The sequence below is a fragment of the Pseudomonas gingeri genome (genome assembly GCF_013386165.1).
GTDB lineage: Bacteria > Pseudomonadota > Gammaproteobacteria > Pseudomonadales > Pseudomonadaceae > Aquipseudomonas > Aquipseudomonas gingeri_C.
Map to the genome: position 1 here is coordinate 93,683 of NZ_JACAOS010000002.1, position 12,526 is coordinate 106,208.

Below are 12,526 nucleotides of genomic sequence, written 5' to 3' on the forward strand. Positions count from 1 at the left end.
TGCAAACCGTATGGACACACCCCTGATTTCCCTCACGGGACTGAAGAAGTATTACCCCAGCGGCGATGGTCGCAGCCTGGTGCTCAACCATATCGACCTGGAGATCGCGCGGGCCAGCATGACCGTGATCCGCGGTATCTCGGGCTCGGGCAAGACCACGCTGCTCAATATCCTGGGTGGCCTGGACCGGGTCGACGAAGGGCAGGTGCGGGTCGGCGATGCGCTGCTCAACGCCATGGACTCTGTTGCCTTGACGCGTTTTCGCGCCGAGCGGGTCGGGTTTATTTTCCAGTTCCATAACCTGATCCCGACGCTGACGGTCAAGGAGAACGTGCTGACCGGCCTGGAGCCGATCCGCACGGTCACCGCCCAGGACCATCGGCGGGCCGAGGAGTACCTGCACAAGGTCGGGTTGCAGGAACATGCCGAGAAGTTTCCCGCCAAGCTCTCCGGCGGGCAGCAGCAGCGTGTGGCCATTGCCCGTGCGCTGATCAAGGAACCGCAACTGATCCTGGCCGACGAGCCGACCGGCAGCCTGGATGAGGACACCGGGATGCGGGTGTTCGAATTGCTGCGCCAGATGCAGGAAGAGAAACAGGTGACCGTGGTGATCGTCACCCACAACCCGGCCTTGGGACAGCATGCCGACCAGGTCTACGAAATGCGTTCCGGTCACCTGCACAGGGCCGCCCCATGAATATGCTGGTCCGGCATGTGCTGCGTTCGATCCTGGTCATTCGTTACCGATTGCTGACCATCGCCCTGATCTGCGCCTCGACCTTCGGCGTGCTGGTAGGGGCCTATTCGGCGATCGACAGCCTGTTCAATACCGTGGAGGACATCCAGTCATCGGCCTCGATGGCGGGGCTGGAAGTGATCTTCGCCCCGGACGAGCAGATCAATCTGCCGGCGTTCGACGACATCCCCGGGGTGAGCGCCACCTATCCGCGTCTGCTGATGCCCGGGCTGGTGCCGCTGGGTGGCGAGCAACCGGTGGCAGCACTGATGATCAGTTCACCGGCGCAGGATTTCTCCACGGTCAACCGGCTCAAAGTGCTCGAAGGCCGGCTTCCTGACGGGCAAGATGCCGCCGGGGTGGTGCTGGAGCGCAACTGCGCCGAGTTCCATGGCAAACGGGTCGGCGACCGCTTCAATTTCGTCTCCGGACAGGCGGATTACCCGGTCGAGGTGGTCGGTATCGTCGAGAGCCCGGAGTACCTGGTGGCACCGTTGAACCCCAGCGTCTATGTCCCGAGCAACGGTTCGTTGTGCGTGGTATTTGCCGACCAGGCACTGATGAGCCAGCAACTGGGGTTCGCGGCGGTGAACAGCCTGCTCTTCAGCCTGTCGGCGGATGCCGACCTGGGCCGGATCAAGCAGGCCGTGACCGAACGGGCACAGACCCGCCTGGCGGTCGATTACGTGCTGCCGCGCCAGGAGCAGTTCAGCCAGAAATTCCTCGAACTGGACCTCAACACCTTCAAGGTCTTCCTGCCCACGGTGGTGCTGATCTTCGCCTTGTCGTCGACCCTGGTGGTGTTCTTCCTGATGTACCAGTGGGCCAAGGAAGAGCGGCCGCTGATCGCCATGTTCCTCACCCTCGGTTATACCCGTCGGCAGGTTGCCTGGGCCTACAGCTTGCCGGCGTTGATGCTGATCGTGGCGGCGCTGCTGCTGGGCTGCGGTTTTGCCCTGTTCGACATGTACGCGTTCGGCCTGAATTATGCGCGGGCCATCGGCATGCCGAAACCGCACCTGGTGTTCCAGTTGCCTTATCTGTGGCGTGCCGGCCTGGTGCTGTGCGGCACCGTGGCCCTGGGCATGTATCTGCCCATGCGCTCGATCCTGGGCATCACGCCGATGGACGCCCTGCGCGATGTCGGTGCCGGCCAGGAACAACCGCTGGCCCAGCGCATGGTCGCCTGCCTGCGACATATCGGCGGCCCGTTCTGGTTCCGTTACTCCTTGCGCAACCTGCTGCGCAGTTGGCGTATCAGCCTGGTGACCGTGCTCGCCATGGCGGCGAGCATTGCGATCACCATTGCCTTCTACATCTCCCTGACCTCCATGGAGCGCACCGCCATCAGCAACGTCGAGCGCGACAGCTGGAGCCGTGTGGTCGATCTGGATGTGCCCTGGTGGGATGAGGATATCGCCCGTCTGGAGGCGCTGGCGCCGGGTAGTCGCTGGTCGACCTTCGTCAAGGGTGGCGCCCAGGTCAGTGGCCATGGACAGCTGGACAACGCCAGCCTGCTGGGGATAGCGCCGGCCGATGGCGTGCGTCATGTCAACCTGATGCAAGGCCGCATGCTGCTGGACGGTGATCGTGACGGCGTGCTGATCGAGCGCCGCATCGCGATTGCCCAGGGCGTCGGTCCGGGTGATCGGTTGAACCTCAAGGTGCGTGGCAACGACTACTCGACGACGGTCGTCGGGGTGTTTTCCGGGGCCCTGCCGGGTGAGGTGATCACCAGCAAGGACTACGCCCAGCGGATGCTGGCACTGGATGAGCAGTTCACTGGTGCCTATCTGGTCGACGCCGGCGCCGGCGCTCTGGAAGACGCGCGGATCTACGCCGTACCGGGCGTGGTACGGGTGACCTCCAAGCAGGACATCGTCGCGGCCATCCTCGAAATCAGCTCGCATATCTGGGTGATCATCCATATCTCGGCGCTGATGAGCATCGCGATTGCCTTGCTGTTCGCTGTGACCAGCATGAACTTCAGCATTGTCGGGCGCCGCGCCGAGTACGGGGTGCTGCGCATCCTCGGTTTCAGCGACCGTAACGTGTCGCTGATCATGCTCTGTGAAACCTTCAGCATCGCCGTGCTCGCCGGCCTGGTTGCCATGCCCCTGGGCTACGGGCTGGGAGCGGTGCTCAACCATCGCCTCACCGATGTCTGGTTCAAGATCAATACCGATCCGGCGTCGAGCGATTTCCTGCGGGTGATCCTGCCCGCGCTGTTGATCATTCCCTTCGCGGCGATGCCTGCCATTCGCCATGTGCTGCGTATCCCCGCGGTCGATACCCTCAAACTCAGGAATTTCGGATGACTCGCCGATTGCTTGCCGTTTTACCCGTGTTGCTGGCCTGCTCCGGGCCGGCGCTGGCCGACGATGCCCTGTCGATCATGCAGGACTCCGACCGACGCATGAAGGCCCAGGATGAACAGATCGACTATCGGATGGAGCTGTTCGAAGCCGATCACCTGACCTTCACCCGCCAGCTCACGCGGCTGGACAAACGCATGAGCGACCGCACCGGCACGCTGGTGCGCTTCACGGCGCCGGCGGCGGTGAAGAACGTCGCGCTGTTGATCGAAGACAGCGGTACGGCGACCAACGATATCTGGTCCTACACCCCCTCGACCAAGAACCTGCGACGCCTGGCCGGTTCGCAGAAACAGAACTGGTTCATGGGCACCGATTTCACCTATGAAGACTTCGAGGACTACAAGCTGGCCAGTTACCAGTTCGCCAGTCTGGGCAAGCCTGAACCCTGTCTGAGCTGGCCGGCCTGCCGCCGGATCGAGGCCCGGGCGCAGACCGAAGAGGCACGCATCTCGGGTTATTCGCGCAAGGTCTACTACCTCGAGGAGAGCAGTCGCTACCCGGTGCAGATCGACTACTTCGATGCCCAGGGCACGCTGGTCAAGCAGCTCAAGACCGATGGCCTGCAGGTGGTGGGCGGCTTCAGCCGACCGACCGCCCAGACCATGTTCAACCTGGCCGCGAACAAGAGCACTCGGATGATCGTCGAGAAGGTCAGCATCAACCCCGGCATCGCCGAGGCCAATTTCACCCAGCGCGCCCTGCGCACCGAACATTGATCCGAGTACCCATCATGTCGACTCAACCCCTGGAAACCGTGGTGCTGGAACTCTTGGCCACGACCCTTGAACTGGACATCACCGAGCTGGATATCCATCTCAGCATCGACGAACTGGGGCTCGACTCGCTGGACGTGCTGAAGCTGACGTACGCCATCGAGAAGCGCTTCCAGGTCAACCTGTCCAGCTACAGCCACACCGACATCAGCTCGGTAGCACGTCTGATCGAGATCCTCTGCGAACAGTTGGCCGGCCTGCGGGTCGCTTCATGAATGAGGTGGTGATCACGGGCGTCGGTTGTGTGTCGCCCTTCGGTATCGGTCGGCAAGCCTTGTGGGATGGTTTGGCCCAGGCGCGCTGTGCGATTGGCCGGGTGCCCTGGCTGCCGGGGAACTGCAATGCCGGTGCGCTGCCTGAGCAGGCGCTGGAGGGTTGTTTCAGCGCCAACGAATTGCTGATGTTCGACCGCTCGACCCAGTTCGCCCTGCTGGCCGGGCGTGAAGCACTGGGCATGGCGGCGTTGGACATGGCCACGGTCGATGCCCATCGCTGTGCGGTGTACATGGGCACGGCGGTGGGCGGCAGCGATTCTCTGCACAGCGCCTACCTGGATCTTTATCAGGCCGGCAGCCAGACCCTGGCGCCCTGGACGGTGCCCCGGGTCATGGCGAATGCCGCAGCCAGTCATCTGAGCCTGCGCCATGGGTTCAAGGGGCCGGCGATGACCTTGAGCACCGCCTGTGCCTCTTCGACCCAGGCCGTCGGCGAGGCCTATCGGCTACTGCGCCATGGCGATGCCGACCTGGCGTTGGCCGGCGGCACCGATGCCTGTCTCAATCCGCTGGTGTGGAAAGCCTGGGAAGCGTTACGGGCCATGGCGCCGGACACCTGTCGGCCGTTTTCCGCCGGTCGGCGCGGCATGGTGCTGGGCGAGGGCGGCGGTGTCCTGGTCATGGAAACCCTGGCCCATGCCCGGGCACGGGGTGCCCGGGTGTTGGCTCGGGTGCTGGGTTATGGCGTCAACAGCGATGCTGGAGACCTGCTCAAACCGTCGGTCGACGGCCCGGCGTTGGCGATGCGCCAGGCGATGGCCAGCAGCGGGTTGGCCCCGGAAAGCTTCACCTATATCAACGCCCATGGCACTGGCACCCTGCTCAACGACCGCTGTGAAACGGCAGCGATCCGCCAGGTGTTTGCCGCCCACGCGGACCGCTTGCAGGTGTCCTCGGTCAAGTCGGCCATCGGTCACCTGATGGGCGCTGCGGGTGCGGTGGAACTGATCGGCGGGTTGATGGCGACCTTGCAGGACCAGATTCCGTCGACCCTGAATTACCAGGCGGCGGATGCCGAATGCGACCTCGACTACGTCACCGAAGGGGCTCGTCCGGCCCGGGTCGACGCCTGGCTGAAAAACTCCTTTGCCTTCGGCGGACTCAATGTCTCCCTGGCCCTGGGGCGAGCCGGGGAGCCTGGGCAATGATCCTGGTGACGGGCGCCAGCGGTTGCCTGGGCAGCCATATCGTGCGGGCCTTGCTGGCCCGCGGTGAGGTGGTTGCCGTGCTGGTGCTGGCGAACGACCCGGCGCCGGCCCTGGCGCAGGTGAGTGACCGGGTGGCGTGGCGGGTGGCCGACCTGCTCGATCCGGCCAGCCTCGAACGTGCGCTTGAGGGCGTGGAGCAGATCTATCACGCCGCCGGCCTGGCACTGCCTTACGAAAGTGCCCGGGCGCGGATGTTCGCGGTCAATGTGCAAGGCACGGTCAACCTGCTGCACGCCGCACGCCGTGCCGGTGTGCGAAGGGTGTTGCATGTCTCGTCGATTGCCGCGGTGGGTTATCCGGCCGGCGAGGCCGATGAACACATGGCCTATAACGGCGCCGCCTTCAAGCTGGCTTATATGCACAGCAAGCGCGAGGCCGAAGAGCGGGTCCGGCGGTTTTGCCAGGAGGGCATGGACATCGTCATTGCTTGCCCTTCGGCGGTCATCGCGCCGCACTGCGACGTACAGCATGGCTGGGGCAAGGTCATGCTCGACCTGCACCAGCGTCGCCTGCCATTTATCCCCCCTGGCGGGATTGCCGTGATCGGTGCCGAGGACCTGGTGCAAGGCCTGTTGGCAATCATGGAAAAGGGCCAGCGCGGTGAGCGCTACATCCTCAGCAGCCTGAACGTCAGCTATCGCGAATTGTTCACCGGCATGGGGCGGGCGCTGGGCGTGTCCGAGCCGCGCTGGCTGCCTGCGGGGGCGACCCTCAAGTGGATCGTGGCACTGCTGCGGCCGCTGGACCTGCTGACCTCGATCATCCCTTTGCGACTCTCGGCGGATGTCGTCCGCCTGCTGGGGATGAACGTCTATTACCGCACCCACAAGGCCCGCCAGCAGGTGGGGTTCGCGCCCCGGCAGACACTGGAACAGATGGTCGGCGAGACGGCCCGTTGGCTGCGGGCCCGACAGGAGATTGAGCAATGAATGCATGGACGGCATTTGCCCAGGCGGCACGTTCCGACACCCCGGCCGTTGTCGAGCTGAACCTGTGGTTGCAGGACTGGGCCGGGCGCCTGGATTTCCGTTTGATGGACGCACGCCGTTGCCTGCCGCCGCACTTGGTGCTGGCCTTGGGCAATCGCGGGGTACTCGGCATGCAGGTCGCTGAGGAGCAGGGTGGCCTGCTTGGTCTTTCGACGTTTGAGCTGTTGCGGGTGCAGCGCCAGCTTGGAGCCATCGACCTGACCCTGGCGTTTTTCGTCGGGCTCAACAACGGCCTGGGCATTCGCCCGATCCAGCGCTTCGGTTCAGCCGCCGCGAAAGCCCGCTACCTGCCACAACTGGCGACTGGCCGGATGCTCGCCGCCTTCGCCTTGACCGAGCAGGGGGCGGGTTCCAACCCGCTGAACATGGCGGCAACGGCACGGCGCCAGGGCGAGCATTGGCGTCTGGACGGGCGCAAGTCCTGGTGTGGCTCTGCCGCCTGGGCCGGGGTGATCTCTGTGTTTGCGCGGCATCTGGACGAGCAGGGGCGTGACTGCGGGTATATCGGCTTTTGCCTGGACGCCGACCAGCCTGGCCTGCGCCAGGGCAGTGAGGCGCTGACCCTCGGTCTCAAGGGTATGGTGCAGAACCAGGTGCATTTCGAAGCCGTCGAGGCCCGTGCGGAGCAGGTGCTGAGCAGTCCGTTCGCCGGGATGGCGGTCGCCAGCGACACCATGGTTTTCGGGCGCCTGGGTATTGCCGCCACCTGCGTCGGTGCCTTGTGGCGCTGTGTGCAACTGATGACTCGCTACAGCACACGCCGCTCCCTGGGCAGCCAGCGGCTCTGGGATCATGAACATACACAGACGCTGGTCGGTGGGGCGGTCTGCGCCGCTACCGCCCTGGGTGGTTGGGTCGATGACCTGGCCACGGGTCTGGACCAGGGACAGCCGGTGCCACCGGCCGAGGTCCTGGCGGCGGTCAAGTGGTTGGCCAGCGAACTGTTGGGTGAAGTCAGCGACAGCGCCTTGCAGATGCTCGGCGCACGTGGCTACTGCGATAACAACCCTATCGGCCAGCTCTGGCGCGATGCGCGCATCACCCGTCTGTTCGAGGGCCCGTCGCAGACCCTGGCGGCCTTTATCGGCCAGCGCGTGCTGGAGCAACCGGCTGTCATCAGGGCATATCTGGCGTTCACGCCCTACGGTCAACTGGCCCTCCAGCGCCTGGAAACCTGGATAGCCGGCGAGCGGCTGCCGCAACGGGGCAACGAGCGTTTGTCCGAGCAGGTGCTTCAGTTAGGACAGTGTGTCGCCTGGCTGATGCTGTCGGCCCAGGCCCTGGAGGAACATTGCCGGCCCTGGGTGATGTCGCGCCTGGCGGCGGCGGAACGCGACTGGGAGCATCTGGCCTCGCCGCGTTTCTCCCTGGCGGGGCTGGGTGGCTGGGTCGATGCCCGGATCGGTGCTTTCGATCGGCCGCGTGCCGATGAGGAGGTCGTGCTCGATGAGCTGCTCGTGTGTGGGGACGGCGCATGATCAACAGAACCTTGAGCCTGGGTGCGTTGCTGTTGCTGGTCAGTGTCGACAGTCAGGCTGGCGCCCTTGATGCCGTGGATTTCAATGGCCGACTGGAGACCCGCCAGGCCGTGACCCGTGAGGGCGAGTGGGGGCTCGACGAGTATTCCGCGCTGTTGGGCAGTGCTTGGCAAGGGGAGTCGGGCTGGCGCTTGAAGGCACAGGTCAGGGCGTTGCAGGAGAACAAGCTCGACGGCGACTATCACGAGATCGAGCCGCGCGAGCTGTTCGCCGAATACCAGGGTGAACGCTGCACCTCGACCGTTGGTGTGCAGCAAGTGGTGTGGGGGAGTGCCGATCGTTTGCGGGTGCTGGATGTCATTCATCCGTTCGACCGGCGCGAAGGTTACTTCGGTGACTATGTCCAGCAGCGCCGGCCGCTAGCGATGCTCAACAGTGAGTGTTCGGTGTTCGAGGACCAGTCGTTGCAGGTGTTGTTGATTCCGCAGACCCGCAAAGACTTGCTGCCGGCCAGCGATGGACGTTTCGCCGAACCCCGGGTCAACGATCTGCTGACCGGCGTACCCCGTAGCGAGGCGTCCGACCCGGACTGGCGCAAGCCGGCGGACTGGACGCCTGCACTGCGCTGGAGCGGCAATGCCGCGGGCATCGACTATTCCCTCAATGCCTGGCACGGCTGGCAAACCGAAGACACCCTGACCCCGCAGCTCACGCGCAGCGGCTTGAGCTATCGCGAGCAATTGCAGCGCCGCACCCTGTTTGGCGGGTCCTTTGCCGTGCCCGTCGGACCGGTGGTGGTCAAGGGCGAGGCGGCACTGACCCCGGATGCCTATCGTTACTACCAGGCGCAGACGGGGATCGTCGACGTGAAGAAGAACCGCCAGCAGCAATTGTTGCTGGGTGTCGACTACCTCACGGGAGACTGGTTCTTCGGCGTGCAGTACTACAACCTGTGGAAGGACGATGTCGACCAGGCCCTTGACCAGGATCGCTCGGAAATCGTCAGCCTGGCGATACGCCGGGAAATGCTCCAGGGACGGCTCTACCTGACGGCGTACCTCGCCCAGGACCTACGGCAGTCCGCGCAGTATGCTGCCTTGGAAATGCGCTATGACCTCGATGCCCACTGGCAACTGCGCAGCGGGCTCGATGTCTTTGACGGCAGCCGGAGCAGCTTCGGTTACTACGAGGAGCAAAGCCGCTGGGTCAATGCCGTGCGTTATTCATTCTGAGATCCTGAGTGCAATCGAAACGCCCTCCGTTGCGATGTGTGGCGGTCAGGCGCGAGGTCGGAATTCTTCTGCTTCCGGGAGGCCGCGGGCGAGGAACCACTTCTGGAAAAGCGAGTCATAGCTATGTGCCATCTCGGCACTTCACAAGGACGCCCAGTGATGCTCGCTCGTTTCAAGCTCTCTCTCACGATTCCCGTCACCGGCTTGTTGGTCCTTCTGCTTGGCGGCTTGGCGCTTCCGGCTCAGGCGGCGGTGGAGGTCGATAACCAGCAGGCCCGTGGTTTCGATAATCTCGCCGCGCTCCATGGCAGCGCGGGGTCCGGGTATTCGCTGCACAACACCAGTTTCACCGTTGATGATTTTCAGAAGATGCAAACGCTGCAAAAGCGCAATGCCGACGAGTTGGAAAGCCTGAAGACGATCGTCAATGATCAGGCTCGCGTTATCGACGCGCTCAAGCGCAACGTGGATGACCTGAGCAGAAAGGTGAAGTGACGGCAGCTGCAATGGCGCTCACTTAAGCCCGGATTTGATCATTCCCACACTCTTGCGTGGGAATGATTGATTCGTCAGGCGTTAGCCGCTGATTTCGGGGGGCGTCGGGTCCTTGTTGTCTTGGCTCCCGTGGCCTTGCGTTTCTTCTTCCAGGGCGCGGCACCTTTTCCCGCCATCCCGGCCGGCATGCTGATCTGCAACTTCAATTCGACACAGCGTCCCACTTGCTTGCTCATCCATGCCGCCTGCTTGGCAACGAACTCTTCCAGGCTCATCTCGCCGCTTTGCACCATGTCCAGCGCCTGCTCCCAGATCGCCGTGGTACCCGGGTCGGCAATCGCCCGCGGTACCGCATCGATCAGGCTGAAGGCCGCGGGGGTCGCGGACAGGCTTTTCCCGTGCTTGACCAGGTAGCTGCGATCGAGCAAGCCCTGGATGATGCCGGCGCGGGTGGCTTCGGTGCCGATGCCGGTGGTGTCCTTGAGTTTCTGTTTGAGGCGCGGGTCCTCTACGTACTTGGCGACGTTTTTCATCGCCTTGATCAGGTCGCCTTCGGTGAACGGTTTTGGCGGCTGGGTCCAGAGGTCCTTGAGATCGATCCGGCTCACCGCGCATTCGGTGCCCTCGCGCAACGCCGGCAAGGCCTGGGGCTCGGGGGCTTCGCGACCCTTGGCCGGCGCCAGCGCTTCCGGCAAGGCCCGTTTCCAGCCTGGCTCGACGATCTGTTTGCCCACGGCCCGCAGTGCCTGCGCTGCACAATCGAAATCGGCCTGGGTCCGGTCGTATTCGTGATTGGGCAGGAACTGCGCCAGGTAACGGGCACGAATCAGGCTGTAGACGGCGCGCGGTTTGCCTTGCAAGCGCTCGAGGCTGGCGCCCGTGCCCGTCGGGATAATGCCGTGGTGGGCAGTGACCTTGGCATCGTTCCAGGCCCGTGAGCGGCGCGTCGGATCGAGATACGGCGCCAGTTTTTCCAGGCTCGGGTCGGCCCGCTCCAGTGCCGCCAGTATCCGACTCGCGTCAGCGTGCTGACTCAGGGGCAGAAAGCCGCAATCGCTGCGCGGGTAGGTGATGACCTTGTGGGTTTCATACAGCGATTGGGCAATATCCAGTGTCTCCTGGGCGCCCAGTCCGAGCCTTTTCGAACAGACTTCCTGCAAGGTGCCGAGATCGAAGGGCAGGGGCGCCGCCTCGCGAATCCGCTCGGTCTTGAGCTTCACCACCCTGGCGCTGGACGCCGCGCCCATATCGCTCGCGGCCTGTTGCGCGAGGGTCTGGTTGAGGCAGCGGTCCTGATCGTCACAGGCGTCCTGCGGCGCGCGCCATTGCGCGATGAAGGGCTGGCCGTCGTGCAGCAGGTGGACGTCGATCGCCCAGAAGGCCACGGGCACGAAGTCGGCGATACTGCGGTCGCGGTCCACCACCAGGCGCAAGGTCGGGGTTTGCACGCGGCCCACCGGCAGCACGCCCTGGTAACCGGACTGGCGGCCGAGCAGGGTGAACAGGCGGCTCATGTTCATGCCGATCAGCCAGTCGGCCCGGGAGCGCCCCAGGGCCGAATGATAGAGCGAAAAGGTTTCGCCGCCGGGCTTGAGCGCCGCCAGTGCCTTGCGGATCGAGGCGTCGTCGAGCGCCGACAGCCAGAGCCGCTGGATCGACCCGCGATAGCGACAATGCTCCACCAGCTCCCGGGCGATCATTTCCCCTTCGCGGTCGGCGTCGGTGGCAATCACCAGTTCCGAGGCCTCGCCCAGCAGGCGCTTGACCGCCTTGTACTGGCTGGCGGTCTTGGGCTTGACCTGCATCTTCCATTTTTCCGGAACGATGGGCAGGTCGGCCAGCACCCAGCGCTTATAGCGGGCATCGTAGGCATCCGGCGGGGCGGTTTCCAGCAAGTGACCGATGCACCAGGTCACGGTGGTGTTCGGGCCCACCCAGCAGCCGTCGCCACGGCGCGTGGCACCGAGTACGGCAGCAATGTCTTTGGCCTGGGAGGGCTTCTCGCAGAGGAACAACCGCATAACCACCTTGTTTCATCAGTACCTGGCAAGTGCTACAGGATGCTCAGTGTTGGCGCGTCGGGCAATCTTTATCTGTATGAATATACAGCTAAAGATTGCCCGATAGATCCGGGGCTTTTTATTGTCACAATAATTGAATCAATGATTCTCTATTTAGGGTGATTGTTCCTTTTTTGTCGATACCCTAAAGTCCATTCCAAGCCGGCAGCACATACGTCCAAGCGCAGAGCGCGTCGAGCTACCAGACTACCCAGATCTTCGACAGCCAAAAGGAACTCGTCATGTCTATCCGTGAACTGCTCAACCCAACCAACTCCACCCTGATCCTGATCGACCACCAGCCGCAGATGTCTTTCGGCGTGCAATCGATCGACCGTCAGACCCTGAAGAACAACACCGTGGGCTTGGCCAAGGCAGCAAAGATCTTCAACGTGCCGACGATCTACACCTCGGTGGAAACCAAGAGCTTCAGCGGTTATATCTGGCCTGAGCTGCTGGCGGTCAATCCCGGCGCAGAACCCATCGAGCGCACCTCGATGAACTCCTGGGAAGACAAGAAGCTCGTCGAGGCGGTGAAGGCCACCGGTCGCAAGAAGCTGATCATGGCCGCCCTGTGGACCGAGGTCTGCCTGAACTTCCCGGCCCTGGAAGCCATGGCCGAAGGTTTTGAGGTGTACATCGTCACCGACGCGTCCGGCGGCACCACCCAGGAGGCCCACGACATGTCCGTGCAACGGATGATCCAGGCTGGCGCCGTTCCGGTGACCTGGCAACAGGTCCTGCTCGAATTCCAGCGTGACTGGGCCCACAAGGAAACCTACGACGCGGTGATGGATCTGGTGCGTGAGCACAGCGGCGCCTACGGCATGGGGGTGGACTATGCCTACACCATGGTTCACAACGCACCGCAACGCCAAGCCAAGTAGTGAAGTGAGTCGGGC

The 12,526-nt window shown here is 63.6% G+C and carries 11 protein-coding genes; 10 read left to right on the top strand and 1 reads right to left on the bottom strand.

Annotated features, from left to right (window positions below; all coding sequences use genetic code 11):
- Positions 1-10 precede the first annotated feature (10 nt).
- From HX866_RS04240 to HX866_RS04280, 9 genes are all read left to right on the top strand, one after another.
- Positions 11-697: an ABC transporter ATP-binding protein gene (locus tag HX866_RS04240; RefSeq protein ID WP_177138216.1), complete on the top strand. Its 687-nt coding sequence runs from the start codon at positions 11-13 to the stop codon at positions 695-697.
- Positions 694-3,054 carry an ABC transporter permease gene (locus tag HX866_RS04245; RefSeq protein ID WP_177138217.1) on the top strand — a complete coding sequence of 787 codons (2,361 nt, stop codon included), beginning with the start codon at positions 694-696 and terminating at the stop codon, positions 3,052-3,054. Before HX866_RS04240 ends, HX866_RS04245 begins: the two co-directional genes overlap by 4 nt.
- Positions 3,051-3,830 carry an outer membrane lipoprotein-sorting protein gene (locus tag HX866_RS04250; protein ID WP_177094222.1) on the top strand — a complete coding sequence of 260 codons (780 nt, stop codon included), beginning with the start codon at positions 3,051-3,053 and terminating at the stop codon, positions 3,828-3,830. The genes HX866_RS04245 and HX866_RS04250 overlap by 4 nt, the downstream gene beginning before the upstream one ends.
- A gap of 14 nt (positions 3,831-3,844) precedes the next feature.
- Positions 3,845-4,102 (top strand): acyl carrier protein, encoded by a 258-nt coding sequence (locus HX866_RS04255; RefSeq protein WP_177094224.1) that lies wholly within the window; start codon positions 3,845-3,847, stop codon positions 4,100-4,102.
- Complete coding sequence (locus HX866_RS04260) at positions 4,099-5,310, top strand: beta-ketoacyl-[acyl-carrier-protein] synthase family protein (protein WP_177094226.1); 1,212 nt, start codon at positions 4,099-4,101, stop codon at positions 5,308-5,310. The genes HX866_RS04255 and HX866_RS04260 overlap by 4 nt, the downstream gene beginning before the upstream one ends.
- Positions 5,307-6,299, top strand: a complete 993-nt coding sequence (locus HX866_RS04265; protein ID WP_177094228.1) for an SDR family NAD(P)-dependent oxidoreductase — start codon at positions 5,307-5,309, stop codon at positions 6,297-6,299. The genes HX866_RS04260 and HX866_RS04265 overlap by 4 nt, the downstream gene beginning before the upstream one ends.
- Positions 6,296-7,837, top strand: a complete 1,542-nt coding sequence (locus HX866_RS04270) for an acyl-CoA dehydrogenase family protein (protein WP_177138218.1) — start codon at positions 6,296-6,298, stop codon at positions 7,835-7,837. The genes HX866_RS04265 and HX866_RS04270 overlap by 4 nt, the downstream gene beginning before the upstream one ends.
- Complete coding sequence (locus HX866_RS04275; RefSeq protein WP_177104930.1) at positions 7,834-9,069, top strand: hypothetical protein; 1,236 nt, start codon at positions 7,834-7,836, stop codon at positions 9,067-9,069. Before HX866_RS04270 ends, HX866_RS04275 begins: the two co-directional genes overlap by 4 nt.
- Before the next feature lie 159 nt (positions 9,070-9,228).
- Positions 9,229-9,564 carry a hypothetical protein gene (locus tag HX866_RS04280; RefSeq protein WP_177138219.1) on the top strand — a complete coding sequence of 112 codons (336 nt, stop codon included), beginning with the start codon at positions 9,229-9,231 and terminating at the stop codon, positions 9,562-9,564.
- 74 nt (positions 9,565-9,638) lie between these two features.
- Here the strand turns inward: HX866_RS04280 and HX866_RS04285 are convergent, their stop codons facing one another.
- Positions 9,639-11,585 carry a DNA topoisomerase III gene (locus HX866_RS04285; RefSeq protein WP_177138220.1) on the bottom strand — a complete coding sequence of 649 codons (1,947 nt, stop codon included), beginning with the start codon at positions 11,583-11,585 and terminating at the stop codon, positions 9,639-9,641.
- Positions 11,586-11,866: 281 nt separating this feature from the next.
- Between HX866_RS04285 and HX866_RS04290 the strand changes: the two genes are divergently transcribed.
- Positions 11,867-12,511, top strand: a complete 645-nt coding sequence (locus tag HX866_RS04290) for a hydrolase (protein WP_177094238.1) — start codon at positions 11,867-11,869, stop codon at positions 12,509-12,511.
- The last annotated feature ends 15 nt before the right edge of the window (positions 12,512-12,526 follow it).

What these genes read in the sequence shown, in the direction of transcription:
- HX866_RS04290 (WP_177094238.1), top strand. Translation starts at nt 11,867, where the DNA reads ATGTCTATCCGTGAACTGCTCAACCCAACCAACTCCACCCTGATCCTG.
- HX866_RS04250 (WP_177094222.1), top strand. Translation starts at nt 3,051, where the DNA reads ATGACTCGCCGATTGCTTGCCGTTTTACCCGTGTTGCTGGCCTGCTCC.
- HX866_RS04240 (WP_177138216.1), top strand. Translation starts at nt 11, where the DNA reads ATGGACACACCCCTGATTTCCCTCACGGGACTGAAGAAGTATTACCCC.
- HX866_RS04275 (WP_177104930.1), top strand. Translation starts at nt 7,834, where the DNA reads ATGATCAACAGAACCTTGAGCCTGGGTGCGTTGCTGTTGCTGGTCAGT.
- HX866_RS04260 (WP_177094226.1), top strand. Translation starts at nt 4,099, where the DNA reads ATGAATGAGGTGGTGATCACGGGCGTCGGTTGTGTGTCGCCCTTCGGT.
- HX866_RS04285 (WP_177138220.1), bottom strand. Translation starts at nt 11,585, where the DNA reads ATGCGGTTGTTCCTCTGCGAGAAGCCCTCCCAGGCCAAAGACATTGCT.
- HX866_RS04270 (WP_177138218.1), top strand. Translation starts at nt 6,296, where the DNA reads ATGAATGCATGGACGGCATTTGCCCAGGCGGCACGTTCCGACACCCCG.
- HX866_RS04255 (WP_177094224.1), top strand. Translation starts at nt 3,845, where the DNA reads ATGTCGACTCAACCCCTGGAAACCGTGGTGCTGGAACTCTTGGCCACG.
- HX866_RS04280 (WP_177138219.1), top strand. Translation starts at nt 9,229, where the DNA reads ATGCTCGCTCGTTTCAAGCTCTCTCTCACGATTCCCGTCACCGGCTTG.
- HX866_RS04245 (WP_177138217.1), top strand. Translation starts at nt 694, where the DNA reads ATGAATATGCTGGTCCGGCATGTGCTGCGTTCGATCCTGGTCATTCGT.
- HX866_RS04265 (WP_177094228.1), top strand. Translation starts at nt 5,307, where the DNA reads ATGATCCTGGTGACGGGCGCCAGCGGTTGCCTGGGCAGCCATATCGTG.